This window comes from Martelella sp. AMO21009, assembly GCF_053484295.1.
Genome location: NZ_JBAKFR010000033.1, coordinates 1 through 14,057, shown reverse-complemented (window position 1 = coordinate 14,057; position 14,057 = coordinate 1). Strand labels below are relative to the sequence as shown.

Annotated in this window: 11 protein-coding genes; 7 read left to right on the top strand and 4 right to left on the bottom strand. The window is 64.2% G+C overall.

Going from position 1 to position 14,057, the window contains the following annotated elements:
• Positions 1-213 precede the first annotated feature (213 nt).
• Positions 214-1,854: an MFS transporter gene (locus V6766_RS21895; protein WP_448470173.1), complete on the top strand. Its 1,641-nt coding sequence runs from the start codon at positions 214-216 to the stop codon at positions 1,852-1,854.
• A 278-nt stretch (positions 1,855-2,132) separates the two neighbouring features.
• Here V6766_RS21895 and V6766_RS21890 read toward each other — a convergent pair whose 3' ends face one another.
• A complete protein-coding gene (locus V6766_RS21890; RefSeq protein WP_448470171.1) occupies positions 2,133-3,419 on the bottom strand; it encodes a lytic murein transglycosylase in 1,287 nt (428 codons plus the stop codon).
• 98 nt (positions 3,420-3,517) lie between these two features.
• Positions 3,518-3,925, bottom strand: a complete 408-nt coding sequence (locus tag V6766_RS21885) for a DUF805 domain-containing protein (protein WP_448470169.1) — start codon at positions 3,923-3,925, stop codon at positions 3,518-3,520.
• A 192-nt stretch (positions 3,926-4,117) separates the two neighbouring features.
• On the opposite strand from V6766_RS21885, the gene V6766_RS21880 reads away from it, so the two are divergent.
• The 4 genes from V6766_RS21880 to V6766_RS21865 all read left to right on the top strand — a co-directional run bounded on the left by V6766_RS21880 (position 4,118) and on the right by V6766_RS21865 (position 7,826).
• Positions 4,118-4,957 (top strand): undecaprenyl-diphosphate phosphatase, encoded by an 840-nt coding sequence (locus V6766_RS21880; protein ID WP_448470167.1) that lies wholly within the window; start codon positions 4,118-4,120, stop codon positions 4,955-4,957.
• A 116-nt stretch (positions 4,958-5,073) separates the two neighbouring features.
• Entirely contained in the window at positions 5,074-5,766 is a 693-nt protein-coding gene (locus tag V6766_RS21875) for a glutathione S-transferase family protein (protein ID WP_448427080.1), read from the top strand.
• A gap of 63 nt (positions 5,767-5,829) precedes the next feature.
• Complete coding sequence (gene queG, locus V6766_RS21870) at positions 5,830-6,969, top strand: tRNA epoxyqueuosine(34) reductase QueG (protein ID WP_448470165.1); 1,140 nt, start codon at positions 5,830-5,832, stop codon at positions 6,967-6,969.
• On the top strand, positions 6,960-7,826 hold the full coding sequence (locus V6766_RS21865; RefSeq protein WP_448470163.1) for an SDR family oxidoreductase: 867 nt from the start codon (positions 6,960-6,962) through the stop codon (positions 7,824-7,826). The genes queG and V6766_RS21865 overlap by 10 nt, the downstream gene beginning before the upstream one ends.
• A 249-nt stretch (positions 7,827-8,075) precedes the next feature.
• Here V6766_RS21865 and V6766_RS21860 read toward each other — a convergent pair whose 3' ends face one another.
• Positions 8,076-8,870 (bottom strand): tetratricopeptide repeat protein, encoded by a 795-nt coding sequence (locus tag V6766_RS21860; RefSeq protein WP_448470161.1) that lies wholly within the window; start codon positions 8,868-8,870, stop codon positions 8,076-8,078.
• A 125-nt stretch (positions 8,871-8,995) separates the two neighbouring features.
• Between V6766_RS21860 and V6766_RS21855 the strand changes: the two genes are divergently transcribed.
• Both V6766_RS21855 and V6766_RS21850 read left to right on the top strand, forming a co-directional pair.
• Complete coding sequence (locus tag V6766_RS21855) at positions 8,996-10,369, top strand: leucyl aminopeptidase family protein (RefSeq protein ID WP_448470159.1); 1,374 nt, start codon at positions 8,996-8,998, stop codon at positions 10,367-10,369.
• A 3-nt stretch (positions 10,370-10,372) separates the two neighbouring features.
• Positions 10,373-11,230: a C40 family peptidase gene (locus V6766_RS21850; protein WP_448470157.1), complete on the top strand. Its 858-nt coding sequence runs from the start codon at positions 10,373-10,375 to the stop codon at positions 11,228-11,230.
• Between the two features lie 256 nt (positions 11,231-11,486).
• Here the strand turns inward: V6766_RS21850 and V6766_RS21845 are convergent, their stop codons facing one another.
• The gene (locus tag V6766_RS21845; RefSeq protein WP_448470155.1) at positions 11,487-13,952 is read right to left on the bottom strand and encodes a heavy metal translocating P-type ATPase; all 2,466 of its coding nucleotides are present in this window, start codon (positions 13,950-13,952) and stop codon (positions 11,487-11,489) included.
• Positions 13,953-14,057: the final 105 nt, after the last annotated feature.

Below are 14,057 nucleotides of genomic sequence, written 5' to 3'. Positions count from 1 at the left end.
GACGATCAAGAATTTGAGCCCTAGATAATCCCTTGAAGGAAAAATTGCAAGTTTAATAGCGTTGCGGCCATGGAACCGAGCGCGGGGGATATAGGCAACCGCCTGATTTCGGTCCTATACTTGTGGTTCGGGAGAAGCCGGATCGATCCCAATATCGCATCCGCCCCGCCCTGCCCTTGCGCAAACAACAAAATGCCGGAGGAACGATACCAAATGAACAAGGCGACACCCTCGCTTTTCGCCCCGTTTGCGCATACCACCTTCCGCAATATCTGGTTTGCCTCGATCGCCTCCAATCTCGGCACCAATATCCAGAGCGTCGGCGCCGCCTGGATGATGACCTCGATTTCGAATTCCGAAAGCATGGTGGCGCTGGTTCAGGCCTCGACCACGCTGCCGGTGATGCTGTTTGCGCTCGTCGCCGGCGCGGTTGCCGACAGTTACAATCGCCGGCGGGTTATACTCGCCGCACAGGGCTTCATGTTCGTCGTCTCCCTGGCGCTGGCGCTTGCGGCGATTGCCGGCGTGATTACACCGTGGATGCTGCTCGCCTTCACCTTTCTCATCGGCAGCGGCAATGCGCTCAACAATCCGTCCTGGCAGGCCGCCGTTGGCGATATGGTGCCGCGTGCCGACGTCCCCGGGGCGGTCACGCTCAATTCCGTGGGTTTCAACATCACCCGCAGCGTCGGTCCGGCCGTCGGCGGCACCATCGTCGCCATCGGCGGGGCGGCGGCGGCATTCATCGTCAACGCGCTGAGCTATCTCGGCCTGCTGACGGTGATCTTCCGCTGGAAGTTCACACCGCCGGAAACCGCGCTGCCGCGCGAGAAGATGACCACCGCAATCGGCGCCGGACTACGCTATGTCCTGATGTCGCCCAACATCCTCAAGGTGTTGCTGCGCGCCTTCCTGTTCGGCCTGGCCACGGTTGCCGCCCTGGCACTGCTGCCGCTGGTGGCGCGCGACGTGATCGCCGGCGGGCCGCAGACCTTCGGCATCATGCTCGGCGCGTTTGGCATCGGCGCGATCGGCGGGGCCTTCGCCAATGCCAGGATCAGAGCCGCATTGTCCAACGAGGCGATCATCCGCGCCGCCTTCCTGCTGTTTGGCGCAAGCGCGGTGGTCATGTCGCTTTCGACCTCGCTGATCATCGACTGTCTGGCGCTTTTCGCAGCCGGCGCTTGCTGGGTGATGGCGCTTTCGCTGTTCAACACGGTGGTGCAGCTCACGACGCCGCGCTGGGTGGTCGGCCGGACGCTGTCGCTTTACCAGACGGCTGCCTTCGGGGGCATGGCAAGCGGCAGCTGGCTGTGGGGCTTTGTCGCCGAAAACCTCACCATTACCCACGCCTTTCTGGCCGCGGCGGGCGTTGCGGCCTTCGGCGCGGCAGCCGGCTTCGTGTTCAAGATGCCGGCCTTCGAAAGCCTGAATCTCGACCCCCTCAACCGTTTCCGCACGCCGGAGCCCGCCCTCGGCCTCGTCGCGCGTTCCGGCCCGATCGTGGTCGAGACTCGTTTCGTGATCGCGGCTGAAGATACCCAGGAATTCCTGCGGCTGATGGTCGAGCGCCGCCGCATCCGGCTGCGCGATGGCGCGCGCAAATGGGCGCTGATGCGCGATATCGAGGAGCCCGATGTCTGGTTCGAGACCTATCACGCACCAACCTGGGTCGATTACGTGCGCCACAACCAGCGCCGCACCCAGGCCGATGCCGACAATTTCGACCGGTTGCGCGAACTGCATCAGGAAGACGGCATGCCGCGCGTGAGGCGGATGATCGAACGCCAGGCCATCCCGCCGCGCGACACGATCTTCAACCGCCCCCACGACGTGCCCCACCACCATCATTGAAGGGCGTTGCGGGCGGCCTTCTCCATCAGTGCCGTTCAGCTTTGGTTTGATCCGAAGACCTCGCAGCCCAGAATCTCTCCCCTTGAGGGAGAGATGCCCCGACAGGGGCAGAGAGGGGTGAACCCTGTCGGAGAGCTCGGCATTTGCGGCTTATGCCCTGTACCCCTCTCTGTCGCTTTCGCGACATCTCCCCCTCAAGGGGGGAGATTGATTGGGGGCTATGCGGCAAGGGTCAGGCAACGTCTGCAGCACAGGACGAAGCCCAATGGTCCCCACGCCTACCGCAGCAACTCGTTCTTCAGCGCAGGCGTCGGCCAGCAGGTCTGGTTTACACGGTTGCGCATCTGCCAGTCGCCGATCGAGCGGCGGGTCTTGAAGCCGACGAGGCCGTCCGCGCCGCCGACGTCGTAGCCCATGCCCTCGAGCTTGCGCTGCATGGCGGCGACGTCGGAGCGCAGAAGCGTGCCGGTGCGCTGCCAGGGCTGGACGAAGGCGCCCATGCCGTACTGGATCCGATCGGCAAGATTGCCGACGAACAGGGCGTAAAGGTCGGAGTTGTTGTATTCCTTGAGCACGTAGAAATTCGGCGTGACGATGAATTCCGGCCCGTAGCGGCCCTGCGGCACCAGCATCATGCCGGGCTTGCGCATCTCGTCGGCGGGAAAGGCCTTGCCGTTGACCCGCGTGATTCCCTGCTTGGTCCACTGGGAAATCGCCCGTGCATTGTCGGGCCCTTCCTGGGCGCAGGAGACATTGTCCGGGATCACCGCCTCATAGCCCCAGTCGCGCCCGCGCTCCCAGCCGTCGCTTGCCAGATGCTTGGCGATGGTGGCGAGCGAATCGGGCACTGAGTCCCAGACGTCGATGACGCCGTCACCGTCGAAATCAACGGCGTAGTTCATGAAATTGGACGGCATAAGCTGCGGTTGGCCGAAGGCGCCGGCCCAGGAGGCCTTGCGCTTGTCGAGCGGGGCAGCGCCGCTCTGGATGATCTGCAGCGCGGCGATGAATTCGCGCTGGAACATCTGCTGGCGCGAGCCGGTCATGAACGCCTTGGTGCCGAGCACTTGGAGAATGTCGTATTTTTCCTCCGCTGCGCCATAGCCCATTTCGCGGCCCCAGATCGCAAGCACGATCCGCCCCGGCACGCCGTAGCGCGCCTCGATCCGGTCCAGCACCGGCTTGTACTGGTTGTAGAGCTGGCGTCCCTTGACGGCGAGGTAGTTGAGATTGTTCTCGCTGAAATAGGGGCCGGGCTCAGAGAATTCCGGCTGCGTCTGTTTCCGCTGTGCCGGCGGCTTGGTGCCGGGCGGCACCAAATCCGGCAGCGACCAGTTGATCGAAAGCCCCTGCGTCACCCGGTCATAGACCGAAGCCGACACCCCGGACCGCAGCGCCGCCTGGCGCATGTCGGTCGCCAGCCACTGGCTGAACTGACGATCGACGGTTCCCCTGTCATAGGCGTTGGCGACGGTGGAGAAGCCCGCCCCGGCAAGGAAGGCGAGCGCGATCGCAAACAGGGCGCAGAGGATGCGTACGGCCATAAACGGGCGTGATCTGGTCATTCCGGCTTCTCCTTTTCGCGCGGATTCTCGGGCATCAGGGTTACCGAATGATAAATCAATTATGGCCGTATCACGGCATTACGATGGCGTTTGTACCGTCAGGCCCGGCCTGCCTCGACATCGGCGCCGAAATCGTTTGTCTGTTCCTGGCCCGGCTTGATGAACCAGTAGATCAGCACCAGAACCCCGATCACGGTAATCCCGATAAGCTGCCACCAGCCGCTGCGATTGACGTCATGGAGGCGACGCGCGCCGATGGCGATGCCCGGAATAAGGGTCGCCAGGTTCCAGAGACCCTGCAGATACCCCATCTTTCCGAACAGGAGTGAATCGACGCCGCCGAGCACCGCGCTGATGATGATTGTCCACAGGATCCAGAACCAGAAAGCCCCGCGCGACGAGCGTCCGCTGAAAAGCGCATAATTCTTGAAGGCGAGCTGCAAGGCCTCGACGAAACCGACTTCGCGGTGTTCGCGGCCGACAATTGAGTTTGATGATTCCGACATGATTGTCCCCTGTTGTCCCGGTGTCAGACTACGCCCGGTGCGCGGCGAGCGCAATAAGCCCACCGTCCTCCCAGCCTACGTTCTTTCCAAGCCCGCTGTCTTCCGGTAGTAGACGACTGGCCACGGTCTGACGCCGGGGCTTTCTTTCATCGCCGCCCGTTTCCTTCATTCATTCGAGATCGGCTGAAATTCATGACTATCGGTTGGATCGAGGCCGCCTTTCTGGGCCTGTTGCAAGGGTTGACGGAGTTTCTTCCGATCTCCTCCAGCGCGCATCTGCGCATCGCCGGCGCGTTCCTGCCCTCCGGCGCGGACCCGGGGGCGGCGTTCACCGCCATCACCCAGATCGGCACAGAACTCGCCGTGCTGGTCTATTTCTGGTCCGATATCATGCGGATCGCAAAGGCCTGGCTCGGCCACAATCTGCGGTTCGGCGGCGGCTACGACAGGGCCGACGTGCGGATGGGATGGCTGATCATCATCGGCTCGCTGCCGATCGTCATCCTCGGCCTTCTGTTCAAGGACGAGATCGAGACCTCGCTGCGCAACCTCTACATCACCGCCGCGATGCTGATCATTTTCGGCATCATCATGGGCATTGCCGACCGGATCGGCGCCAAGCGCATCCGGCTGGAAAACCTGACATGGCGCGACGGCATCCTCTTTGGCTTTGCCCAGGCGATGGCGCTGATACCGGGCGTGTCGCGCTCCGGCGGCACGATCAGCGCCGGACTGCTGCTCGGCTACACCCGCGAGGCGGCCGCGCGTTATTCGTTTCTGCTCGCCGTGCCGGCTGTCTTCGGCTCAGGCTTCTACCAGCTCTTCAAGAGCATCGGCGAGGACAACCCCGTCGGCTGGGGGGCAACGGCGCTTGCCACCGCGATCGCCTTCTTCGTCGGTTATGCCGTGATCGTCTTCTTCCTGCGGCTGGTCTCGACCCGCAGCTACATGCCGTTCGTCTATTATCGGGTCGTGCTCGGCGGCGTCCTGCTGGTCCTGCTTGCGCTCGGCGTGATCAGCCCCGTCGGTTGACGGTCACCCATCATTAATCCTTCGGTGGTTAGATGGGCGGCAAAACAATCACATGATCGGGTCGTCTCACGGCTTCTTGCCGGGCGTCGATCCGTGACCTACGCGACGGAAGCCAGATGTCTACGCTCTATCACCACCCGATGTCCGCCGCCTCACGCTTCATTCGCCTGGTGATCGGCGAATATGCCTTCGAGGTCGACATGATCGAGGAACGGCCGTGGGAAAAACGCAAGGCCTTCCTGACGGCCAACCCGGCCGGCACGCTGCCCGTCTATGTCGATGACAATATGCGCGCGCTTTGTGGCCCGTTCGTGATCGCCGAATTCATGGACGAGACCCATGGCGTGCTCCAGCGCGAGCGCCGGCTTCTGGCGGAAGAGCCGTTCCAGCGCGCCGAGATCCGCCGGCTGACAGAATGGTTTTTGCTCAAGCTCGAACAGGACGTCACCCATCCGCTGTGCCGCGAGCGGGTCTACAAGCTGCAGATGAGCAGCGAATATGGCGGCGGCGCGCCTGATTCGCGCGTGCTGCGTGCGGCCCGCGCCAATATCCGCCAGCATATGAAATATGTCGCCTGGCTGGCCGGCAGCCGCGGCTGGCTGGCGGGCAAGCGGATGAGCTATGCCGATCTTGCCGCCGGCGGCGCGATCTCCGCGCTCGACTATCTCGGCGAGATCAACTGGGACGAGACGCCGGCCGCCAAGGAATGGTACCAGCGACTGAAATCCCGCCCCGCCTTCCGGGCGCTGCTCGCCGACCGGGTGCGCGGCGTGGTGCCGGTTTCTCACTACGCCGATCTGGATTTTTAGGCCGCAACACGCCACCTTTGGGGAAGCATCGTCCAAGGGGCGATCAACGTGAATGGCGGTGGCATGGATGAGCGTACCGAAAAGCTGAAACACTTCCTGCGCGCGGAGGCCCTCTCGCAAGGCTTTTCCGCCTGCCGGATCGCGCGCGCCGAAGACATGCCTGAAGCAGCGAAGGCGCTCGCCGAGGGGATCGCCAAGGGCCATTACGGCGAGATGGCGTGGATGGCGGAAACCTTCGAGCGCCGGTCCTCGCCGCTGAAGCTCTGGCCCGAAGCCCGCTCCGTCATCATGCTGGCGATGAATTACGGGCCGGAAGACGATCCGCGACCGCTTCTGAAGCAGAAAGACCGTGCCAATATCTCGGTCTATGCCAGAAACCGCGACTACCACGACGTCATCAAGGGAAAGCTGAAGCAGATTGCCGGCCGGTTCGCCGCCCGCTCGGGGGCCGATGTCAAGGTGTTCGTCGATACCGCGCCGGTGATGGAAAAGCCGCTTGCCGAAAAGGCGGGCATCGGCTGGCAGGGCAAACACACCAATCTGGTAAGCCGGCAATTCGGCTCATGGCTGTTCCTGGGCTCGATCTTCACCACCGAGGACCTCGCCCCCGATTCCTCCGAGCGCGACCATTGCGGCTCCTGCCGCGCCTGTCTCGATATCTGCCCGACAAATGCCTTTCCCGCACCCTACCGGCTCGATGCGCGGCGCTGCATTTCCTACCTCACCATCGAGCATCACGGCGTCATTCCGCTGGAATTCCGCGAGGCGATGGGCAACCGCATCTATGGCTGCGACGACTGTCTCGCCGCCTGCCCGTGGAACAAATTTGCCGAACAATCATCGGAGATGAAGCTGATCGCGCGCGACGACCTGAAGGCCCCACGCCTGTCCCAGTTTCTCGGTTTCGATGATGCCGCCTTCCGCGCCTTTTTCTCGGGCTCGCCGATCAAGCGGATCGGCCGCGACCGCTTCGTCCGAAACTGTCTGATCGCCGCCGGCAATAGCGGCGACGCCACGCTTACTCCGCTCTGCCGCCGCCTGATCGACGACGACAGCGCCGCAGTGCGCGCCATGGCTGTCTGGGCGCTGGCGCGGCTTCTGCCCGGAAACGAATTTGCCGCATTGGCAAGAACGCGCTTACATGAGAGTGATGAATCCGTCCGCCACGAATGGCAACGCGAGGAGGAAACGCTATGCATCTGATGATTTTCGGCGCCGGCTATTCCGGCAAGGCGATCGCCACAGCGCTTGCTCCCTCCGCAAGCCAGGTCGCCGGCACCACGCGCAGCGCGGAGAAGGCAGCCAACCTCGGCCATTGCGGCATGGAGGCTTTTGTCTTTGACGGCGAGACCATCGATCCCGCACTCGGCCACAAGCTTTCCTGCGTCACCCATCTGGTGCAGTCGATCCCGCCGGGCCCCGAGGGCGATAGCCTGCTGAACATCGCCAGCAGCACGGCCCACAACGAACTGCCGGACCTGCAATGGCTCTGCTATCTCTCGACCGTCGGCGTCTACGGCGATCATGACGGCGCATGGGTGGACGAGACCTCCGAATGCCGGCCAACCTCGGAACGCTCGAAACAGCGTCTGGCCGCCGAGCAGCAATGGCTGGAGACCGGCGCGAAACACGGGCTTCCGGTCGCCATTCTCCGGCTTTCCGGCATTTACGGCCCCGGCCGCAACCCGTTCCGCAAGCTGATGGATGGCACGGCGCAACGGGTGATCAAGAAGGGGCAGGTCTTCAACCGCATCCGGGTGGAGGATATCGCCTATGCGGTGGCCTTTCTGGCCGAGCGCGAGATCGGCGGCATCTTCAACGTCACCGACGACGAGCCGGCCCCGCCGCAGGATGTGATCACCGAAGCGGCCCGGCTGATGGGCATCGAGCCGCCGCCGGAAATCCCCTTCGAGGACGCCGAGATGACGCCGATGGCAAGGTCGTTCTGGGGCGAGAACAAGCGGGTGAGCAACGCCAAGCTGCGCAAGCTCGGCTACGAGTTCGAGTTTCCGAACTACCGGCAGTCGCTGAAGCAATTGTGGGATATGCGGGCGTATTGAGGATGGCTGGCTCCTATGTCTTTCCGCAGATACAGGGCATAACTTTCCGCTCCCACGACTCAGTTTGAGGGAAGCCCTCTCCCCCTATTCTGCGTCACCCTCGGACTTGATCCGAGGGTCCAGGCGGCGCTCTCCGTGTGGCCTGGATGCTCGTGTCAAGCACGAGCATGACACAGGTGGACGGGAGCGCGCTACGCAACGTCGCCCAACCGGGCAACAATAGCCTTGCGCCAAAGATGACGAGGGTTCCTACATCCCGACAGCATACTGCTCCCACGCCCCACCCGGCGCGGTTGCCGCCGCGAGCGCGGCAAGGTTCTGCTGCGCCTCGTCGGCCGAAACGCCGGCGGTGACCACACGCTGAGCCTCTTCCTGCTTGCCCTGCAGCGCCAGAACCAGGCCGAGATTGACCCGGGCATCGGAGCCGGCATCGCGCTGATCCACCGCGTCGCGCAGGTAGTTCTCCGCCGTCGGCAGGTCATGCGTCAGCACATAGGAGGTCGCCATTGCCGACAGCACGTCGGGATTGTTCGGCGACAGGCTGAGCGCCTTGCGATAGCGCATCCGCGCTTCCATCGGCTGGCCCATCTGATCGAGGATCGTGCCCTCTTCATTGTAAACGCGCCAGTCGTTGGGGCTGAGGCTTGCGGCCTGCCGCACGGTTCTGAGCGCATCCGGATAATAGCCGAGCGCCGCCTGGGACCTGGCGTAAAAAAGCTGCGCCTCGCCGGAACCCGGGTTGAGAGCGGCCACCTGGCGCATCACCTCATTGGCCTTTTTATAGTCGCCGGTCGCCTTGAGATATTCCGAATATTCGATGCCGCTGTTCAGCCGGCCGGGACGGGCAAGATAGGCGCTTTCAAGCCGATAGCTGACCTGCGCCTGCTGCGACAGCGAAAGCCCGGCGAAGTCTTCCGCCATGCGGTAGCCGGAAGTGCTGATGCCGCCGCCGCGCACGCTGGCACAACCCGACAGGGCAACAAGGCCGGCGGCGAGCAATATCGCCGCACGCGATGCATGGCCGGTGGGATTGTTCGTTTTCATGCAATCTCCGTCTGTTCTCAGCGCCTCGATCGGCGTATGGAATCACCGTCCACCGCCTTTGGTTACTTTACAGAAAGTTTTTTCGCGCGAAAGTACGCGGGAAAACCAGTTCCGAGCAAAGCCACATGTCGCATTTCCAGTATATCACCCGCCCGCTCCCCTTCTGTCCCGCCGATGCGCCCGCCCGGCCGCTCTACGCGCTCGCCCAGGGCGAAACGGACAAATTGCCGGAAAGCGTCCGCGCCTTTGCGAGCGCCGCCGGCTTTGCGGGAAACGAGGGAGAGTTCCTGCTGGTTCCCGGCGGCGATGGCGGCCTCGGCGCGGCGCTGTTCGGCCTCGGCAATGGCGCAAACCCCTTCGTCTTCGGCCGACTGACGAAACTGCTGCCGGCGGGAGACTGGCGTCTGGCGCAATATTCCGGCGATGCGACGCTCGCGCTGACGGGCTTCGCGGCCGGTTCCTACCGCTTCGAGCGCTATGTGAAGCCCGCAGCCAAGGTCGTGCGGCTGGCGATCCCCGACGGCGTCGACGCAGTGGAAATCGAGCGCGCATGGGCGGCGATCTGTCTTGCCCGCGACCTCGTCAACACGCCCGCCAACGACATGCAGCCCGACCATCTGGAAGAGGTGTTCTCCGGGCTTGCTCATCATTATGACGCCAGCTTCAACGCGATCCGCGGCGACGATCTGCTCACCGCCGGCTTTCCGCTGGTCCACGCCGTCGGCCGCGCCGGCGAGAAGGCGCCGCGGCTGATGGAAATGCGCTGGGGCCGCAAGGGCGCGCGGGCCATCACCCTCGTCGGCAAGGGCGTCTGCTTCGACACGGGCGGGCTCGATCTCAAGACCGCAGCCGGCATGCTGCTGATGAAGAAGGATATGGGCGGGGCGGCCAATGTGATGGCGCTGGCGCTGATGATCATGGATGCCGGGCTCGACGTCGATCTTCGCGTGATCATCCCGAGCGTCGAAAACGCCGTGGCCGGCAACGCTTTCCGCCCGGGCGACATCTATCGTTCGCGCAAGGGTCTGACGGTGCAGATCGACAATACCGACGCCGAGGGCCGCCTGATCCTCGCCGACGCGCTGACCTATGCCGACGAGGAACTGCCCGACCTGCTGATCGATATGGCGACGCTGACGGGGGCTGCGCGCGTCGCGCTCGGCCCCGATATCGCGCCGTTCTTCGCCACATCCGACGCCTTCGCCGAAACGCTTGCATCCGAAGGCGAGCGGCTGCGCGACCCGGTGTGGCGGATGCCGCTTTTTGCCGGCTACGAGGCCAAGCTGAAAACCGGTATCGCCGACCTCACCAACGCGCCCTCTGGCGGGCTGGCAGGCGCGATCACCGCGGCGCTGTTTCTCAAGCAATTCGTCGGCCGCGCGAAATCATGGGCGCATTTCGACATCTACGCCTTTGCCCAGGCCGACCGCGATATCTGTCCCGCCGGTGGCGAGGCCCAGGCGATCCGCGCCATTTTCGAAACCATCCGCAAGGGCTGACGCATGCAACTTGACCGCCGGCTTCACGCTTTCAGGGATGATCTCGCCGATGTCCGGCTTTCCGGCATCGTCCGCGCGGCGCGGTTTTCCGATCCGACCCCGGCTCAGATCATCGTCCCGGTCGCCTCGGTGCGGCGCGAGCCGAACCATGCGGCCGGGGTCGACACCCAGCTTCTGTTCGGCGAGACGGTCGACATATTCGAGCGCGCCAAGGGCTGGCTGTGGGTGCAGTCCCGCTTCGACTGCTATGTCGGCTATCTGCCGGAAGATATGGTGGCCGAGGGCGCCCATCCGGCGGCGACCCATGTGATCTCCGTGCCCCGGACCTTTCTCTATCCCGAGCCGGACCTGAAGACCGGCCCGGTCTCCGCGCTTTCCATGGGCAGCCGGATAAGTTTCGTGGACGAGGCGGAGCTGCGCGGCAGCCGTTATCTCCTGTCAGCGGACGGCACCGCCGTGTTCGCCGACCATTGCTTTCCGATCGGCCGCCCGTTCGAGCGCGACCCGGTGAAGACGGCGCTGCGCTTCCTGGAGACGCCCTATCTGTGGGGCGGGCGCTCCGGTTTCGGGCTTGATTGCTCGGCGCTGGTGCAGATCGCGATGATGATGGCCGGGCGCACAGTGCCGCGCGATTCCGACATGCAGGAACTGATGGATGGCGACCCGGTGACCCGGCGCGGCCTGAAACGCGGCGATCTGGTATTCTGGAAAGGCCATGTCGGGCTGATGGAAGATCCCAAGACCCTGATCCACGCCAATGGCGCCACCATGCGCGTGACCCGCGAAAACCTCGACCACGCCATCACCCGCATCGCGCCCTTTTACGGCAACCCGACTTCGTATTTGAGGCCGGCGAAGTAGGACGGATCATAAGCGAGGTTTCGCTTATGATCTCTCCGCATAGCCCCCCAATCTTCTCGCCCCGGAGGGAAGAGATGTCGCGACAGCGACAGTGAGGGGGGGAGACCATCCACGCGAACGCTCTCGCAATTGGAAATGCCGCGCCACCCTCACTGCCCCTTTCGGGGCATCTCTCCCGCCAGCGGGAGAGAATATAGGGAGCAAGCTGCAAGCGCCTATCCCTGTGACGATGATCGCCACGCGCTGAAACGCGCAGCTAGGCCACCTTCCGAAACCGCTTCAGCCGCAGCGCATTGCTCAACACAAACACGCTTGACAGCCCCATCGCCGCCGCTGCCAGCATCGGCGACAGCAGAATGCCGGTTGCGGGATAGAGGGCGCCGGCCGCAACCGGGATCAGGACAACATTGTAGGCGAAGGCCCAGAACAGGTTTTCTGCGATATTGCGCATCACCGCCCGCGACAGCGCGATGGCGTTGACCACGCCGGCGAGATCGCCCGACATCAGCACGACATCCGCCGTTTCAATGGCGATATCGGTGCCCGTGCCGATGGCAATGCCGGTATCGGCGGCGGCGAGCGCCGGCGCGTCATTGATGCCGTCGCCGGCAAAGGCGATCGCGCCGTGGGCGGTCCGCAGCTTCTCGAGCGCCGAGACCTTGCCGTCCGGCAGGACATCGGCAACCACGGTGTCGATCCCGACCTCGGCGGCGATCGCCCGGCCGGTCTTTTCGTTGTCGCCGGTAATCATCGCCGTTTTCACGCCGGCCTCGTGCAGCGCCGCGATTGCGGCCTTGGCCGAGGGTTTGACCGGGTCGGCAACGCCGATGACGCCGGCGGGGCGACCGTCGACCGCGATGAAAAGCAGAGATCGAGCCTTTGCCGCCAGCCGTTCGGCCTCGTCATCAAGGCCTGCGGTATCGACGACAAGCTTTTCCATGAACCGGCGCGCGCCCACGGCGACGGACCTGCCGCCGACCAATGCTTTTACGCCATAGCCCGGCACGGCCTCGAAATTCTCCGCCTTCTCCACAGCCAGTTTCCGCTCCCGCGCGCCGGCGGCGACGGCTTCGGCAAGCGGGTGTTCCGAACCTGCCTCGACCGCGGCGGCGAGCGCCAGCAGCGCATCGTCCTCGAAGCCGCCGACGGTATAGATATCGGTCACCTGCGGACGGCCCTCGGTCAGGGTTCCGGTCTTGTCGAAGGCGACGATTTTTGTGTCGCGCAGGGTCTGCAGCGCCTCGCCATTGCGGAACAGCACGCCGGTTTCGGCCGCCCTGCCGGTGCCAACCATGATTGAGGTCGGCGTGGCGAGCCCCATGGCGCAGGGGCAGGCGATGATCAGCACCGCCACCGCGTTGACCAGCGCGAAGGAGAGCGCCGGCGACGGCCCGAAAACCAGCCATATCACAAAGGTCAGCGCGGCAGCCGCCAGCACCGCCGGCACGAACCAGGCGGTGACCCTGTCGACCATGGCCTGAACCGGGAGCTTCGCGCCCTGCGCGGTTTCGACCATTTTCACGATGCGCGCCAGCACGGTATCGGCCCCGATGGCGGTGGCGCGGAAGGTGAAGGAGCCGGTCTTGTTGATCGTGCCGCCGGTGACGGCATCGCCCTCGGCCTTCTTCACCGGCACGGGTTCGCCGGAGATCATCGATTCATCGACATGCGACGCGCCGGAGACAACCGCGCCGTCGACCGCGATCCGCTCGCCCGGACGGACGACAACGATATCGCCCTGCTTCACATCGGCGATCGGGATATCGACGGTTTCGCCATCGCGCTCCACCCGCGCCGTCTTCGGCTGCAGGCCCATCAGATGGGTGATCGCGGCCGAGGTGCGGCCCTTGGCCTTGGCCTCCAGATAGCGACCGAGCAGGATCAGCGTGACGATGACGGCCGCGCTTTCGAAATAGACCTGCGCCGCCCCTTGCGGGAAAAGCTGCGGCACGAAGGTCGCCAGCGTCGAATAGCCCCAGGCGGCCAGCGAGCCGAGCATGACCAGCGCGTTCATATCCGGCGACAGCCGCCGGAACGACGCCGCACCATGACGGATAAAGCGACGGCCGGGGCCGAACACCACGATGGTCGCCAGCACGAAGTAGAGGATATGGAGGGGAAAGACGCCGACCGCGTTCATCAAGGCATGGCCGAGCGGCGGAAACAGGTGCGACCCCATTTCCAGCACGAACAGCGGCAGGGTGAAGATCGCTGCTGTCAGGACATCGCGCTTCAGCGCGGCCTGTTCCTTCGCCCTGATATCCGCATGGGTCTCGGTTTCCGCCGTGGAATCCGTGATGCGACGCGGCGTATAGCCAGCCGCCTCGACGGCGGCCATCAGGGCGGAGGTGTCCGCCGCGGCCTCAATGGTCGCCCGCTCGCTGGCGAGATTGACATGCGCCGAGACGACGCCGGGCACGGCCATCAGCGCGCGTTCGACATTGCCGACGCAGGAGGCGCAGTGCATGCCTTCGATGCCGAGTTCGACGGTCTCGAGCGCCACGCCATAGCCGCCCTTTTCGATCGCCGCAACCACGTCGCCGGCCGCCTTGGGATCGGTAAGCGTGACATCGGCCGTCTCGGTGGCGAGATTGACGGAGACCGCCGAAACGCCCTCCACCCGGCCCACGACCCGCTCGACGCTGCGCACACAAGACGCGCAGGTCATGCCCGTCACCGGCAGGGTGATGTGGGTGGGCTTTTTCGCAAGCGTCTGTTCCATAGTCGGTTTTCCTTCTTGGCGCGTGACGCGCCGCTTGCTCCCTATAATCTCCCCCTTGAGGGCAGGGGAATCGCGTATGGCTTTTAAGCTATTGAATATTTGACG

Excerpts from the sequence above, each read along its gene's own strand:
- V6766_RS21895 (WP_448470173.1), top strand. The coding sequence starts at position 214 with ATGAACAAGGCGACACCCTCGCTTTTCGCCCCGTTTGCGCATACCACC.
- V6766_RS21890 (WP_448470171.1), bottom strand. The coding sequence starts at position 3,419 with ATGACCAGATCACGCCCGTTTATGGCCGTACGCATCCTCTGCGCCCTG.
- V6766_RS21885 (WP_448470169.1), bottom strand. The coding sequence starts at position 3,925 with ATGTCGGAATCATCAAACTCAATTGTCGGCCGCGAACACCGCGAAGTC.
- V6766_RS21880 (WP_448470167.1), top strand. The coding sequence starts at position 4,118 with ATGACTATCGGTTGGATCGAGGCCGCCTTTCTGGGCCTGTTGCAAGGG.
- V6766_RS21875 (WP_448427080.1), top strand. The coding sequence starts at position 5,074 with ATGTCTACGCTCTATCACCACCCGATGTCCGCCGCCTCACGCTTCATT.
- queG (WP_448470165.1), top strand. The coding sequence starts at position 5,830 with ATGGATGAGCGTACCGAAAAGCTGAAACACTTCCTGCGCGCGGAGGCC.
- V6766_RS21865 (WP_448470163.1), top strand. The coding sequence starts at position 6,960 with ATGCATCTGATGATTTTCGGCGCCGGCTATTCCGGCAAGGCGATCGCC.
- V6766_RS21860 (WP_448470161.1), bottom strand. The coding sequence starts at position 8,870 with ATGAAAACGAACAATCCCACCGGCCATGCATCGCGTGCGGCGATATTG.
- V6766_RS21855 (WP_448470159.1), top strand. The coding sequence starts at position 8,996 with ATGTCGCATTTCCAGTATATCACCCGCCCGCTCCCCTTCTGTCCCGCC.
- V6766_RS21850 (WP_448470157.1), top strand. The coding sequence starts at position 10,373 with ATGCAACTTGACCGCCGGCTTCACGCTTTCAGGGATGATCTCGCCGAT.
- V6766_RS21845 (WP_448470155.1), bottom strand. The coding sequence starts at position 13,952 with ATGGAACAGACGCTTGCGAAAAAGCCCACCCACATCACCCTGCCGGTG.